General features: G+C 76.1%; 14 protein-coding genes and 1 riboswitch. Of the genes, 6 read left to right on the top strand and 8 right to left on the bottom strand.

Annotated features, from left to right (window positions below):
• Positions 1-281: 281 nt before the first annotated feature.
• Positions 282-386, top strand: a riboswitch (TPP riboswitch).
• A gap of 82 nt (positions 387-468) precedes the next feature.
• The 4 genes from MT994_RS00260 to MT994_RS00245 all read left to right on the top strand — a co-directional run bounded on the left by MT994_RS00260 (position 469) and on the right by MT994_RS00245 (position 4833).
• Positions 469-1560 carry a thiamine ABC transporter substrate-binding protein gene (locus MT994_RS00260; RefSeq protein ID WP_354804580.1) on the top strand — a complete coding sequence of 364 codons (1092 nt, stop codon included), beginning with the start codon at positions 469-471 and terminating at the stop codon, positions 1558-1560.
• Between the two features lie 70 nt (positions 1561-1630).
• Positions 1631-3343: an iron ABC transporter permease gene (locus tag MT994_RS00255; protein WP_354804579.1), complete on the top strand. Its 1713-nt coding sequence runs from the start codon at positions 1631-1633 to the stop codon at positions 3341-3343.
• Positions 3340-4443, top strand: coding sequence for an ABC transporter ATP-binding protein (locus tag MT994_RS00250; protein ID WP_354805085.1), 1104 nt, complete (start codon positions 3340-3342; stop codon positions 4441-4443). Before MT994_RS00255 ends, MT994_RS00250 begins: the two co-directional genes overlap by 4 nt.
• Before the next feature lie 69 nt (positions 4444-4512).
• Positions 4513-4833 carry a DUF4235 domain-containing protein gene (locus MT994_RS00245; protein ID WP_034654055.1) on the top strand — a complete coding sequence of 107 codons (321 nt, stop codon included), beginning with the start codon at positions 4513-4515 and terminating at the stop codon, positions 4831-4833.
• 3 nt (positions 4834-4836) lie between these two features.
• On the opposite strand, the gene MT994_RS00240 is transcribed toward MT994_RS00245, so the two are convergent.
• The gene (locus tag MT994_RS00240) at positions 4837-5469 is read right to left on the bottom strand and encodes a response regulator transcription factor (protein WP_354805083.1); all 633 of its coding nucleotides are present in this window, start codon (positions 5467-5469) and stop codon (positions 4837-4839) included.
• A gap of 89 nt (positions 5470-5558) precedes the next feature.
• Entirely contained in the window at positions 5559-6827 is a 1269-nt protein-coding gene (locus MT994_RS00235) for a histidine kinase (protein WP_354804577.1), read from the bottom strand.
• A gap of 222 nt (positions 6828-7049) precedes the next feature.
• Here MT994_RS00235 and MT994_RS00230 point away from each other — a divergent pair, with 222 nt between their 5' ends.
• Positions 7050-7517 (top strand): DUF6069 family protein, encoded by a 468-nt coding sequence (locus MT994_RS00230; RefSeq protein WP_354804575.1) that lies wholly within the window; start codon positions 7050-7052, stop codon positions 7515-7517.
• A gap of 182 nt (positions 7518-7699) precedes the next feature.
• Positions 7700-8320, top strand: coding sequence for a dihydrofolate reductase family protein (locus MT994_RS00225; RefSeq protein WP_354804574.1), 621 nt, complete (start codon positions 7700-7702; stop codon positions 8318-8320).
• On the opposite strand, the gene MT994_RS00220 is transcribed toward MT994_RS00225, so the two are convergent.
• Genes MT994_RS00220 through MT994_RS00195 form a run of 6 tightly spaced genes read right to left on the bottom strand, consistent with a single transcriptional unit; the run spans position 8278 to position 14314 of the window.
• Positions 8278-9888, bottom strand: a complete 1611-nt coding sequence (locus tag MT994_RS00220) for a SpoIIE family protein phosphatase (RefSeq protein ID WP_354804573.1) — start codon at positions 9886-9888, stop codon at positions 8278-8280. The genes MT994_RS00225 and MT994_RS00220 overlap by 43 nt on opposite strands.
• A complete protein-coding gene (locus MT994_RS00215) occupies positions 9885-11621 on the bottom strand; it encodes an ATP-binding protein (protein WP_354804571.1) in 1737 nt (578 codons plus the stop codon). The genes MT994_RS00220 and MT994_RS00215 overlap by 4 nt, the downstream gene beginning before the upstream one ends.
• Positions 11618-12658: an ATP-binding SpoIIE family protein phosphatase gene (locus tag MT994_RS00210; protein WP_354804569.1), complete on the bottom strand. Its 1041-nt coding sequence runs from the start codon at positions 12656-12658 to the stop codon at positions 11618-11620. Before MT994_RS00210 ends, MT994_RS00215 begins: the two co-directional genes overlap by 4 nt.
• Positions 12655-13077, bottom strand: coding sequence for an anti-sigma regulatory factor (locus MT994_RS00205; RefSeq protein ID WP_206158430.1), 423 nt, complete (start codon positions 13075-13077; stop codon positions 12655-12657). Before MT994_RS00205 ends, MT994_RS00210 begins: the two co-directional genes overlap by 4 nt.
• A complete protein-coding gene (locus tag MT994_RS00200) occupies positions 13074-13478 on the bottom strand; it encodes an STAS domain-containing protein (RefSeq protein WP_021483159.1) in 405 nt (134 codons plus the stop codon). Before MT994_RS00200 ends, MT994_RS00205 begins: the two co-directional genes overlap by 4 nt.
• Positions 13475-14314 carry an STAS domain-containing protein gene (locus MT994_RS00195; RefSeq protein ID WP_043653447.1) on the bottom strand — a complete coding sequence of 280 codons (840 nt, stop codon included), beginning with the start codon at positions 14312-14314 and terminating at the stop codon, positions 13475-13477. The genes MT994_RS00200 and MT994_RS00195 overlap by 4 nt, the downstream gene beginning before the upstream one ends.
• Positions 14315-14331: the final 17 nt, after the last annotated feature.

Here is a 14331-nt window from a genome sequence, read left to right as displayed (position 1 = left end):
TCAGCGGGCGGGACCTCGTGCGGGGTGCTCCGCCGTGCCGCGCCTGTCGTCGTCACGTCCTCGTCCGTCCTCTCGTCGTGCCGCTGCGCGGGAGCGTCGTGGCTCGCCGGGCGGCGTCGTCCTGTGGTGGCCGCCGGGGCTCCCGGCGGCCGTACCGACCCTCCCGCGGCGCGCGTGCCCGCGGCATCGGGGACAGGCCCCGAACCGTCCCTGGTCCGCGGGCGCCGGCGCTCAGGGTTCTCTCAGGGGACTCTCCGGGTGAGGGGCCGGTGTAGGCTCGCGGTGAACGACAGGGGAGCTCCTGGAGGAGCTGAGAGTGCGGACCACCGCAGACCCTCGAACCTGATCCGGTTAGCACCGGTGGAGGAAGTCGGGATTCTCGATCACCTGCTCGCGCGGTCCGTCGCGCCCACCCGGCGCACGGCTGGTCGGGCCGGTGGACCCCTCCTGAACGTCCAGGGAGGACACATGCAGCACACGACCACCGTCGCCCGCCGCGGCCGGGCCCTCGCGACCGGCGTGGGCGCGACGCTCGCGCTCCTCGCCCTCGCGGCCTGCTCGGGGGGTGACGGCGCCGGGGGCGACGACGCGTCGTCGGGCAGCGGGGGCACGGTCACCCTGGTGACCCACGACTCCTTCGCGGTGAGCGACGACGTGCTCGCCGCGTTCGAGGAGGAGAGCGGGCTCACCGTCGAGCAGGTCGCGCCCGGCGACGGCGGCGCGCTGGTCAACCAGCTGATCCTCACGAAGGACTCGCCCCTCGGCGACATCGTGTTCGGGATCGACAACACCTTCGCGTCGCGCGCGATCGACGAGGGCGTCCTCGAGCCGTACACGCCCGCCGACGTCTCGGAGTCCGCCGCGTCGTACGCGGTCGGGGACGGCGGCGAGCTCACCGCCGTCGACCTCGGGGACGTGTGCGTCAACGTGGACCACGCGTGGTTCGCGGACGCGGGGATCCCCGAGCCCGTGACGCTCGAGGACCTGGCGAAGCCGGAGTACCGGGACCTCCTCGTCGTGACCAACCCCGCGACGTCGTCGCCGGGCCTCGCGTTCCTCCTCGCGACCGTCGGGGCGTTCGGCGAGGACGGCTGGGAGGACTACTGGGCGGACCTGCGCGCCAACGGCGTGAAGGTCGTCGACGGCTGGTCCGACGCGTACTACGTCGACTTCTCCGGCTCGGAGGGCGCGGGGCCGCGCCCGCTCGTGCTGTCGTACTCGACGTCGCCCGCGTTCACGCTCACCGAGGACGGCTCCGCGTCGACCACGGGCGCGCTGCTCGACACGTGCTTCCGCCAGGTCGAGTACGCGGGCGTGCTCGCGAACGCGAAGAACCCCGAGGGCGCGCAGCAGCTCCTCGACTTCCTCGTGAGCGAGACGTTCCAGGCCGACGTCGCCGACCAGATGTACATGTACCCCGCCGACGACTCCGTCACGCTGCCCGACGGCTGGGCCGAGTTCGCGCCGCTCGCCGACGAACCCTTCGAGGTCGCGCCCGCCGACGTCGCGGCGCACCGCGACGAGTGGATCAAGGCATGGACGGCGACGGTCGTCGACTGACCCCCGGTCCCCGAGCGACCACGGCTCTACCTCGCGAGGGAGAGCCGTGGTCGCGCGGGGGAGAGCCGTGGTGAGGGGTCGGGAGGTCTGGCGGGGCGGCGTCGGGCGCGGGGTGCTGTGGGGTCTGGCGGCGGCGGTGCCGCTCGCGTTCCTCGGGGTGTTCTTCGCGTGGCCGGTCGTCACGCTCGTGGCGCGCGGGTTCGTCGGGGACGACGGCGGCCTCGACCTCTCGGGGTTCGCGGAGGTCTTCTCCGAGCCCCGCACGTGGCGGATCGTCGGCCTCACGCTCTGGCAGGCCGTGCTCGGCACGGCGCTGTCGCTGCTGCTCGGCGTGCCCGGCGCGTACGTGCTGTACCGGTGCCGGTTCCCCGGGCGCCGGGTCGTGCGCGCGCTCGTCACGGTGCCGTTCGTGCTCCCGACCGTCGTCGTCGGCGTCGCGTTCCGGTCGTTGCTCGTGCAGGGCGGCCCGCTCGGGTTCCTGCGGCTCGACGAGACGTTCGCCGCGATCGTCGTCGCGCTCGTGTTCTTCAACTACTCCGTGGTGGTGCGCACGGTCGGCGGCCTCTGGGAGCACCTCGACCCGCGCGCCGAGCAGGCGGCGCGCGCCCTCGGCGCGACGCCGTGGCGCGCGTTCCGCACCGTGACGCTCCCGGCGCTCACGCCCGCGATCGCGAGCGCCGCGTCGATCGTCTTCCTCTTCTGCGCGACGGCGTTCGGCGTCGTGCTCGTGCTCGGCGGCATCCGCTACGGGACGATCGAGACGGAGATCTGGATCCAGACCACGCAGTTCCTCGACCTGCGCACCGCGGCGGTGCTGTCGGTCGTGCAGCTCGTGGTCGTCGCGGCGGCGCTCACGGTCGCGAACCGCACGCGGGCCCGGCGCGAGCGCGCCCTCAACCTGTCGTCGTCGGCGTCGTCCGCCCACCCGCTGCGCCTGTGGCGCGACGGCCGCCCGACGGGCGACCTCGCGCCCGCGGCGCTCACCGCGGCCGTGGTGGTCGTGCTCGTCGGGCTGCCGCTCGGCACGCTCGTCGTGCGTTCGTTCCGCGTCCCGGGCGGCGGCTGGGGCCTCGACAACTACGCGAACCTCGGCACCACGGGCGGGCGCAACGCGCTGTCCGTCACCGTGTGGGAGGCGGCGGGCAACTCGCTGCGCACCGCCGCGCTCGCGACCGTGCTCGCCGTCGTGATCGGGGGCCTCGTGGCGCTCGTCGTGTCCCGGCGCCCGCGCTCGCGCGGCGGGCGGCGCGCGATCTCGGTGCTCGACTCGGTGTTCATGCTCCCGCTCGGGGTCTCCGCGGTGACGGTCGGCTTCGGCTTCCTCGTCACGCTCGACCGGCCGCTCGGCCTCGACGTCGACCTGCGCACGTCGGGGCTCCTCGTGCCGATCGCGCAGGCGGTCGTCGCGACCCCGCTCGTCGTGCGCACGGTCCTGCCGACGCTGCGCGCCATCGACCCGCGCCTGCGTGAGGCCGCCGCGACCCTCGGCGCCGCGCCGGGACGCGTGTTCCGCACGGTCGACGGCCCGATCGCCGCGCGCTCGCTCGGCCTCGCCGTCGGGTTCGCCTTCGCCGTCTCGCTCGGGGAGTTCGGCGCGACGTCGTTCCTCGCCCGTCCGGACAGCGCGACCCTGCCGGTCGTGATCTTCCGGCTCATCGGGCGCCCGGGCGCCGAGAACTACGGCATGGCGCTCGCGGCGAGCGTCGTGCTCGCGCTGCTCACCGCGACCGTGATGCTGCTCGCCGAGCGGTTGCGCGGCGACCGACCCGGAGGAGAGTTCTGATGGTGCAGACCGACCCCGCCCCCGCGCGCGCGGGCGCGCCGGAGCCGTCGCGCCCCGGCCCCGGCACCGGGGAGGCCGCCGGGCTCGCGGTGCGCGACGTCGTCGTGCGGTACGGCGGGCGCGGCGCCGGGGGAGCGCGCACGGACCCCGGCACGACGGCGGTCGCGGGCGTCACGATCGACGTCGCGCCTGGCGAGGTGCTCGCCCTGCTCGGGCCGAGCGGCTGCGGCAAGTCGAGCCTGCTGCGCGCCGTCGCGGGGCTCGAGCCGGTCGCCGCGGGATCCGTGGCGTGGGACGGCCGCGACCTCACGGGCGTCCCCGTGCACCGCCGCGGGTTCGGGCTCATGTTCCAGGAGGGCCAGCTCTTCCCGCACCGTGACGTCGCGGGCAACGTCGCCTACGGGATCGCGGGGCTGCCGCGCGCCGAGCGCGACGCGCGCGTGGCCGAGCTGCTCGACGTCGTCGGGCTCGCCGGGTACGAGCGGCGCGCGGTCGCGACGCTCAGCGGGGGCGAGCGCCAGCGCGTCGCGCTCGCCCGGTCGCTCGCGCCCCGCCCCCGGCTGCTCCTGCTCGACGAGCCCCTCTCCGCGCTCGACCGGGGGCTGCGCGAGCGCCTCGCGCTCGACCTGCGCGAGGCCCTGCGCGCCACCGGCACGACGGCCGTCTTCGTCACCCACGACCACGACGAGGCGTTCACCGTCGCCGACCGCGTCGCCGTCATGGACGCGGGCCGGCTCCTCCAGGTCGCGCCGCCCGAGGACCTCTGGCGCGCGCCCGGGTCGCGCCGCGTCGCGGAGTTCCTCGGCTACCAGGCGTTCGTCCCGCACGGGCCCGGCAACCTGCTCGCGGTCGGTCCGCGCGGCCTGCGGCTCGCGGGCGAGGGCGCACCGGCGTCGGACGACGCGTGGGGCGCCACCGTCGTCGGGAGCGTGTTCCGCCGCGGCGCGGTCGAGGTGACCGTCGACGTCGACCTGCCCGGACGCTCCGGCGGTGCGCCCGCACGGCTCGTCGCGCTCGCGGGCGCCCCGGCGGTCGTCGAGCCGGGCGACCGGGTGCGGGTCGTCGTCGACCCGGCCGGGTGCGCCGTCGTGCCGGACTGACGTCCCGGGCGTGCCGCCCGGGGCCCCGTGCGACGAGCGAGAGCGCCGCAGCCGACCTAGCGTCGGGGGATGGACGACGTGACGACCGGTGACCACCCCCCGGAGAAGAACGGCAGCAAGTCCGCGAAGATCCTGTACCGCCCCGTCGGCATCGTCAGCTCCGTCGTGGGCGGGCTCGTCGCCGGGCAGGTTTTCAAGCAGATCTACAAGCGGGTCTCGCCCGGCCACCGCAAGGACGCCCCGACACCCCTGCAGTCGGAGTACCCGCTCAAGGAGATCGTGCTCGCGGCGCTCCTGCAGGGGGCGATCTACGCGGTGGTGAAGGCGCTCATCGACCGCGGCGGGGCGCGCGCGTTCGAGCGCTGGACGGGGGAGTGGCCCGGCGACTGACGGTCAGTCGAGGCCCGCGGCGTGGACGAGCAGCGCGACCTGCGTGCGGTTCTCCAGCCCGAGCTTGAGCAGCACGCTCGACACGTGGGCCTTGACCGTCGGGACGCTGAGGAACAGGCGCGCGGCGATGTCCGCGTTCGTCGCGCCGCGGCCGAGCTCGACCGCGACGTCGCGCTCGCGCCCGGTGAGCGCGTCGAGCGCGGCCCGGGCCCGCTCGCGCTGGCCGCCCGCGTCGGCCACCGACGTCATGAGACGCCGCGCGATCTCCGGCGACAGCACGGGCTCGCCCGTCGCGGCCGCGCGCACGGCGGCGACGATCCGCTCGGGCGACATGTCCTTGAGCAGGTAGCCGGACGCCCCGGCGTGCAGAGCGCCGACGACCTCCTCGTCCGTGTCGAACGTCGTGAGCACGACGACGGCCGGCGCGTCCCGTCGCGCCCGCACGCGCCGCGTGGCCTCGATCCCGTCGACGCGCGGCATGCGCAGGTCCATGAGCACGACGTCGGTCGGGTGGGCGTCGAGCACGGCCGTCACCTCCACGCCGTCGGCGGCCTCGCCGACGACCTCGATGCCGTGCGCGCCGTCGAGCATGAGGCGCAGCCCGGCGCGGACCAGCGCGTCGTCGTCGACGATCACCAGGCGGGTGCGCGCGGTGCCCGGGGCGACAGCTCCGGCGTCGTGGTGGTCGCTCCCGCGCGGGACGTCCCCGCGCCCACCCTGCTCCGTCACGCGTCCCACGGTAGCCGGACGTCGAGGACGAACCCTGCGTCCCGCGCCCCGGCGTCGAGGGTCCCGCCGAGCAGGTCGACGCGCTCCCGGAGCCCGACCAGCCCGGTGCCGGTGCCGCCGCCCGCGCGGTCGCCGACGCCGCCGCCTCCCAGGCCGATACCGCCGTCACCGCCCGCGCCGACGGGGACGCGGCGCGGGCCGCCGTCGGACACCGTGACCCGGACCTCGCCCGCCCGGGCGACGACCCGGAGCGTCACCGGGCCGCCCGGCGCGTGCCGCCGGGCGTTCGTCAGCCCCTCCTGCGCGACGCGGAAGGCCGCGACCGCGACCGTCGGCGGGACGTCGGCGGACCCCGTCCGCTCGTAGGTCACGTCGCCGCCCGCGTCGCGCGCCTCCACGACGAGCCGCTCGACGTCGTCGAGCGTCGGCTGCGGCGACAGCGCGTCGGCCCCGCCGAGCCCGGGCTCGGCGCGCAGCACCCGTACGACGTCGCGCAGGTCGTCGAGCGCCGAGCTCACCCCGGCGCGCACCAGTCCCGCGGCGCGGGCGAGCCGCTCCGGGTCGGCGTCCGGCCGGTACTCGAGCGCGCCCGCCGTGGCGGCGAGGAGCGAGAGCCGGTGCGCGAGGGTGTCGTGCATCTCGCGCGCGATCCGGGTGCGCTCCGCGACGCGCGCCTCGGCCACGCGGCGCTCCTGCTCGCGCTCGGCGCGGCGCGCGCGGTCCCGCAGCGACCACAGCAGCTGGTCGCGCGCCCGCGCGTACTGGCCCCAGCCGAGCAGGGCGGCGTGCACGGCGAGGTCGCACAGGAGCCACCAGCCGAGCGGCAGCGCCTGCGGCCGCCACAGGGCCTGCACGGCGTGGCCGAGGAACCCGGCGACCGCGACCGGGAGCGCGGTGCGCAGCGGGTACCAGCGCGCGACCTGCAGGGTCGCGACGGTCGAGGCCGGGGTCGCGGCACCCGAGTACGCCGCGAGCGAGGCGAGGACCAGCGCGCCGACCACCGGGGCGTCGCGCGGGGTCCGCGACCACAGCAGGGGCAGCACCGCGAGGGCGAGGACCGCGACGGAGACGTCGAGCCACGGGCCCGCGCCGGCGTCGTCCTGCGCGACGACCCCGGCGGTCGCGAGCGCCGTGAGCACCGCGACGGCGAGCCAGGCCAGGGCGACCACCCACACGGGGACGAGCGAGCGCGTGCCGTCGCGGCGCGCGGCGGCCGTCGCGAGGACGGGGCGCCCGGCGAGGGGAGGGCAGTCGGTGGTGGTCATGCTCCGGACGCTAGGCGGCCGGTGCGCGGCCGACCACCGACCAAGGTCGGGGGTCGCCGTCCGGCAGGAGGGTCGAGGCCCGACGCCGGTCGGCCCGGCCGCCGCCCTCCGGCCGACGCGAGGCGGGCGCTCGGGCCACGACCGTGGGAGACGTCGGCACCCGCCGACCGCGGCCCCGGCCGCACGAGACGCGGCTCCGCCGCGCGACGAAGGAGGAACGTCATGTCCACGACACGGAGCACGTCGAGCAGCGCCTCGGACGCCACCTCGCGCGGCGCCTCGCACGTCCCAGGCCATCCCCGCGCGTCCGTGCCGGACGGGCGGACGGCGCGGCGCGTGCCGCGCTGGGCCGTCCCGCCCGTCGCGGCGGTGGTCGCCGCCGTCGTGCTGGTCGTCGGGACGGCGCTCGGCGTCGACCCCGCGGTGCGCACCGCGACCGGGACGCAGACGGTCGGCGTCGCGGCGGCGGTCGCCGTGACGCTCGTCGTCGGGTACGCCGGGTGGGGCGTGCGCGCGCTGCTCGGCCGCCTGCGCTCGGGCGGCCGACGGCCCTGGCTCGTGACGTGCGGCGTCGTGCTGCTCGTCTCCCTGCTCGGCCCGCTCGGAGCGCTGACGCCCGGTGCGGTGGCCCTGCTCGTCGTCGAGCACCTGACGGTGGGGGCGACCCTGGCCCTGGCCCTCCGCCGCTGAACCCCGCCCCCACCCCCCACCCCCACCTCCGCCGAACACGGGGTCGGCGACCGTTATCCGCCGGATCTGGTCGCTGACCCCGTGTTCGACGGGGGATTGGTGGCGTGTTCGGCCGGGGACGATGAGATTCCGCTGCGGCTACGGTCTGTTTCTCGTCGATCCTCCCGACCGGAAGGCCCACCATGACCGCGACGCTCGTGTCCACCCTGTTCCTCTCGCTCGACGGCGTCGCCGAGATCGACCCGGCGTGGCACTTCCCCTACTTCGACGACCACATGGCCGCGGCGGTGGACGAGGACTACCGGGACGTCGACGCGCTCCTCCTCGGGCGCGTCACGTACGACAGCTTCGCCGGGGCATGGCCCGAGCGGGAGACCGCCGGGGACGAGGACGCGGAGTTCGCCGCGCGCCTCGGGAACCTGCGCAAGATCGTCGCGACGCGCGGCGACCAGGACCTCGGGTGGCGGCACGTCGAGCGGGTCGACGGCGACCTCGTCGACGCGGTCCGCGCCCTCAAGGAGGAGCCGGGACTCGGCAAGGTGCTCGTCGCCGGGTCGATCTCGGTAGTCCGCCAGCTCCTCGCGGCCGGGCTGCTCGACGAGCTGCGCCTGCTCGTCCACCCCGTCGCGGCGCGTACCGGCGAGCGGCTGTTCGACGAGGGCGAGCCCGTCTACCCGCTGACGCTCCTGCGCTCGGAGACGTTCCCCACGGGCGTCGTGCGGCTCGTCTACGCCCCGGGCGAGATCCCCGGGGACGTCGGCTACGACGACGTCAAGGACAAGGTGCCGTCCGGCGACGCGTGACGCGCGACGGCGACCACCGCGACGTCGTCCTCGCGGCCCGGGTCGTCGAACGCCGCGACGACGCGCTCGCACAGGAGCGCCGGGCTCGCGCCGGCGCTCCGCCCGGCGACCTCGGCCAGCCGGTCCAGAGCGTCCACGAGGGACGCCCCGCGGCGCTCGACGAGACCGTCGGTCACGAGCACGAGGAGGTCGCCGGGGGCGAGCACGTCGTGGTGCGCGGGGCGGGACCGCGGGCTGGGTACGCCCAGCAGGCGCGAGCCCGCCTTGGCCCGGTCGACCGTGCCGTCGGCGCGCACGAGGAGCGCGGGCAGGTGGCCGGCGTCCGTCAGCTCGAGGGCGCCGGTCCGGGGGTCGAGCACGCACACGCACACGGTCGCGAACTCGGGGTGGTCCTCGCGCAGCGCCGCGTTGAGCAGGTCCAGGGCGGACGCCGCGTCGTGGCCCTCGCGCAGGTAGGCGCGCAGCGTGACCCGCACCTCCGCCATCACGGTCGCCGCGCGCAGCGAGTGCCCCTGGACGTCGCCGATGACGACGGCCACGCGCCCGTCCGGCAGGTCGAACGCGTCGTAGAAGTCGCCGCCGACGTCCAGCCGGTCGTCCGACGCCTCGTAGCGCGCGACGACCTCGACGCCGCCGCTCACCTGCAGCCCCGACGGCAGGAGCGCGCGCTGGAGCGCGAGGGCGATCCGGTGCTCCTCGGTGAACGTGCGCAGGTTCGACAGCGCGACCGTCGCGGCCTCCGTGAAGCGGGCAGCGGCCTCCTGCTCCTCGTCGGACAGCGGCTCGTCGCCGACCTCGATCCCCAGGCCGCCCACGAGCGCCCCTGACGCGTCGACGAGCCAGTGCGTGAACCACGCCGACGGTCCGACGCCCGCCTCGTCGAAGAGCGGCCGCCAGGGGAGGGGGACCTCGTCCGGGCCGAACACGGCGGTCGACGCCCCGGTCGGCGGGAGGACCGCCGTCGGGCCGCGACCGCGCACGAGCGCGGCGCCCTCCGCGACGCAGACGGAGCGCAGCACGACCCCGGCGTCCGCGACGACCATCGAGATCACGGCGCGACCGAGGACGGCGCACGCGCCCCGGGCGGCGTGGTCGGCGACGGCCTCGGGCGAGCGCGCCTCGTGCAGGGGGACGAGCGCGTCGGTGAGCGCCTCCAGGCGGCGGGCGGTGCGCCCGGCGCCACGCTGGGCGTCGACGCGTCGGCACAGCGCGCTGATCGTCGCGAGGAACTCGTCGCGGTCGAGCGGCTCGGGCAGGTAGGCGTCCGCGCCGCCCTCCAGCCCGGCGGTGCGGGCGGCGGCGTCGACGTCGGTCGCGGAGACGTGCAGGACGGGGAGGTGCGCGGTCGCGGGGTCGCTCTTGAGGATCCGGCACACCTCGCGGCCCGAGAGGTCCGGCAGGTTCACGTCGAGCACGACGGCGTCGACCGGGGTCGTGGCGTGCGCGAGCGCGTCACGGCCGGTCCCGGCCTCGACGACGCCGAACCCGGCCCGCCGCAGCCAGCTCGCCATGACGTACCGGTGCGCGGGCGTGTCGTCGACGACGAGCACGGTGCGGTCGGCGTTCATCGGCTCCGCACCTCGCGCCCGAGGGCCGCCACCAGGCGGTCGCGGTCGATCTCGGACTTGGCGAGGAACGGCACGTCGCCGATGCCAGGCGGCGGTGGCGCGCTCGACATGAGCACGGCGGCCGTGGCCGGGTGGACGTCGCGGATCCGCGACCGCAGCGCGAGGCCGTCCGTGCCGGGCAGGCACACGTCGAGGAGCGCGACGTCGGCCGGGCCGTCGTGCAGGAGGGCGAGCGCGTGCGTGGCGTCGTGCGCGACGCTGACGCGCGCCGCGGCGTCGCGCAGCATCGAGGCGACGACCGACGCGTAGGCCCGGTCGTCGTCGACGACGAGCACGTGCCCGAGCGGGGTGTCGCGGCCGGGGGCCTCCTCGGGCTCCGGGCGCGCGGCGGGGGCGTCCTCGGGCACCGCGGAGAGGGACGGGAGGCGCAGCGTGAACACGCTCCCGGCGCCCGGGCGCGACGTCGCGACGAGCGTGCCGCCCAGCGCCTCGGAGGTGCGGCGGGCGTACGGCAGGCCGAGGCCCGTGCCGCGGACGGTCGGCTGGAGGCGGTTGGGCACCTGGACGAACTCCTCGAACACGGCCTCGAGCTGGTCGGCCGGGATCCCGAGACCCGTGTCGCGCACGTCGAACCGCACGACGTCGCCGTCGGCCGCCGCCCGCAGCACGACCTCGCCCTCGTCCGTGAACTTCACCGCGTTCGTCAGCAGGTTCCGCAGCACGCGGGACAGCAGCCGACGGTCGGTGACGAGCGTGAGGCCCGGCTCGGCCGCGACCCGCAGGAAGACGCCGGACCGCACGAGCGGCAGGGTCGTGCCGCGCAGCTCGTCGAGCAGCGCCCCGAGGTCGACGGGCGTGGGCTCGACGTCGTCGTGGCCCGCCTCGGCGCGCGCCAGGTCGAGCAGCTCGTCGACGAGCGTGAGCAGCGTCGTCGCGCTCTCGCGCAGGAACCCGACCTGCTGCGTCTGGTCGGCGTCGAGGTGGGAGTCCGTGAGGAGCGAGGTGAGGCCGATGATCGAGTTCACGGGCGAGCGCAGCTCGTGGCTGACGTTCCGCAGGAAGCGGGTCTTCGCCTCGTTGGCGGCGGCGAGCTCGCGCCCGCGCTCGTCGAGCTCGGCGTACAGCGCGACGACGCCGGTGTTGGTCTCCTCGAGCTCCGCCGAGAGCTGGTCGTACATCGCGAGGACGCCACGGTTCGTCTCCTCCAGCTCCTCGTTGAAGCGCCGGAGCTCGTCCTGCTGGCGCGTCAGCTCGTCGAGCGTCCGCACGAGCTCGGCGTTCTGCACGCGCACCTCGTCGCTCGCGTCGGCGACGTGCGCGGCGGCGGTGGACCGGCGCACGCCCGCGAGCGTCGCCTCGTCCGTGCGCGCGGTCGCCGGCAGGGCCTTGGTGAGCAGCACGCGCGTGCCCGTCGGGTCGACCTGGAGGCCGGGGACGAGCCGTCGGGCGGCCGGGACGCCGCCGTCGCTCGAGTCGCCCTCGACGAGGAACGGCGTCCCCGCGACGATCTCGGCGCGCAGCGTGGCCTGCGGCAGCCCGGGCAGGACGCCGACGACGACGTCGGCCGTGCCGGAACCGACCGCGGACCGCCCGATCTCGGACAGCGCCGTCGCGACGCGCACCTGGTCCTGCGTGTCGAGGCCGAGCAGGCGGCAGATCTCCCGCCCGGCCCGGCGCAGCGCGAGCACGTCGGAGTCCGAGCGCAGCTGGGTGATGAGGAGGGTGGTGCTCACGCGGCCTCCCGGGGGATCGGCAGCACCGCCACGCACGAGTCGTCGCGGCGCACGGCGTGGTCACGGAGCAGGACGCCCGCGACGACGAGGGGGGAGCGGACGGCGAGGCCCGGGGAGTCGGCGAGCGACCACCGGGCCGTCAGCCCGTCGCTGTGCAGCACGACGACGTCGCCCGGCTCGACGGGGTACGTCGTCTCGCGCAGCGGCCGGCCGCGCGTCCCTGCGATGCCGGGGTGGCTGACGAGCCCGCGCGAGCGCGCCCCGTGGACGGTCCCGGCGATGTTGCCCAGGCCCGCGCAGCGCAGCACGCCGCCCGACGCCTGGACGACCGAGACGGCCGCGCCCCGCGTGCCGCCGAGGGCGCCGTGCACGCGCTCGAGGAGCGCGACCGCGCTCCCGGGTGGCGCGTCGAGGAAGGCCCGCACCGCGGCGCCAGAGGCCGCCGCGGCGAGCGGCCCGTGGCCGAGCCCGTCGGCGACGAGCAGGCTGGGCACGCCGTCGTCGTGGCGCACCGCGAGGGCGTCGCCGCACACGTCCTGCCCGGTCATGGGGCGGGTCACGCCCGTGGGTGCTGCCAGGTCGGTGGTCGCGCCGTGCGCGACGAACGTCGCCGCGATGACCGTCCCCTGCCCGGGCGACGTCCATGCGTCCCACGCCGACGCGAGGCGGGGGAGGGTGCCGAGGCCGATGCCGAGCGTGCCGCGGCTCGAGACGCCGTCGCGCATCGCCGCGGTGATGTCCCGCATACCGGGCCCGGCGTCGACGGCGAGCACGTCGAGCGCGGCCTCGGCGCCGGTGCGCCGCACGCGGACGAGCACCGAGCCACCCCCGGCGTGGCGGCACTGGTTGGTCGCGAGCTCGGAGACGACGAGGCCGACCTCCGCCGCGCGCTCGTCGTCGAGGCCGAGGTTCCGCGCGGCGGTGCTCGCGCCGCGACGCACGCTGCCGACCGCGGACGGGTGGTCCACGGTGTACCAGGTCCCGTCCTCGACGAGCGTGCGGCGGTCGTCCGGGCGGTCCGGCTCCGCCGAGGTCATCGGGACCAGGTCGCGATCTCGACGCGCGTGCCCACGCCCGGCGCGGTGTCGATCGCGAAGTGCTGGACGAGGCGTCGTGACCCCGAGAGCCCGAGCCCGAGCCCGCCGCCGCTGGTCCAGCCGTCGGTGAGCGCGAGGTCGAGGTCGGGGATGCCCGGCCCCTCGTCCGAGAAGACGGCGCGGACGCCCGTCCGCGCCCCCTCCGTGACGAGCTGCACCTCGGCCTCGCCACCGCCCCCGTACACGAGGGTGTTGCGCGCGAGCTCGCTCGCCGCCGTCACGAGCTTCGTCTGGTCGACGAGCGAGAGGCGTGCCTGCTGCGCGAGCGACCGCACGAGCTGGCGCACCTTGACGACGTCGGAGTCCGTGCGGACCGGCACGCGCTCCGCGGTCGTCGGCGGCGGGGTGGTCGTGGTCACCTCTCCTCGCGCTCGGCGGCGGCGAGGAGCACGTCCTCGGCGGACCGCTCCTCGGGGGCGAGGAGCGCGAGGCCGCGCTCGACGTCCAGCGCGGTGCGGACGTCGCCGAGCGACAGGCCGAGCTCGACCATGGTGATGGCGACGGCCGGGCGCATGCCCACGACGACCGTCGTCGCGTCCAGCACGTGCGAGATCCCGGCGACCGACGCGAGCATGCGGCCGATGAACGAGTCGACGATCTCCAGCCCGGAGATGTCGATGATCACGCCGCGCGCACCGGTGTCGGTGATCCGCTGGGCGAGGTCCTCCTGGAGCTGCAGCGCCGTGTCGTCCTGGAGGTCGATCTGGATCGAGACGAGGAGCGTCGAGCCGATCTTGAGGATGGGGACGCCGTCGGTCATGCGGGGAGCCCGGCCTGCCGGGTGTCGCGGCTCGCGCGCAGCGCGTCGACGAGGGCGTCGGCGAGGGTCGCGCGCGTGCGGATGTCGCCGAACTCGATGCCGAGCGCGACGATCGTCTGCGCGATCTGCGGGCGGATGCCGCTGATCGTGCACTCGGCGCCCATGAGGCGCGCCGCGACGACCGTCTTGAGCAGGTGCTGCGCGACCTGGGTGTCCACCGCGGGCACGCCCGTGATGTCGATGATCGCGTGCTCGCTGCCCGTGTCGACGAGCGTGTTGAGCAGCTTCTCCATGACGACCTGGGTGCGCGCGGAGTCGAGCGTCCCCACGAGCGGCACCGCGACGATGCCCTCCCAGAGCTTGACCACGGGTGTGGAGAGCTCGAGCAGCTGCTCGGCCTGCTCGGCGATGATCGCCTCGCGCGCGGCAGCGAACGTCTCGAACGTGAAGAGCCCGAGCTGGTCGACGAGGCGCAGCAGCGGGGTGACGTCCGTGTCGGCACCGGTCGCGGAGTCGAGCCGGTACAGGCCCTCCTTGAGGGCGAAGACGCCGATCGCGGTCTCGCGCGGCGTGAAGCCGAGGCGCGCGCGTGCGGACGACACGTCCGCAAGGATGCCCCGGAGCTGGTCGAACGCCGGCTCGGCGAGCGACACGCCGCCGGCGCGCAGGCCCTCGAGGAGCGCGTCGAGGATCTCGCCCTGCTCGCGCTCGAGCTCGCCCCGCGAGGTGCGGCCGTGGAGCTCGTTCGCTGCAGCCTCCAGCCACGCGCTGCGCACGGCGTCCGCGTGCTCGATCAGGGTCCGAGCGAGAGTCTCGGGGGTGGCGGCGTCGGCCATCGGGGTTCCTTCCACGG

It is taken from the genome of Cellulosimicrobium sp. MI9406 (assembly GCF_040595865.1).
In the GTDB taxonomy this organism is placed as follows: Bacteria; Actinomycetota; Actinomycetes; order Actinomycetales; family Cellulomonadaceae; genus Cellulosimicrobium; species Cellulosimicrobium funkei.
The sequence above is the reverse complement of the archived record's forward strand: the minus strand, read 5'-3'. Positions and strand labels throughout refer to the sequence as shown.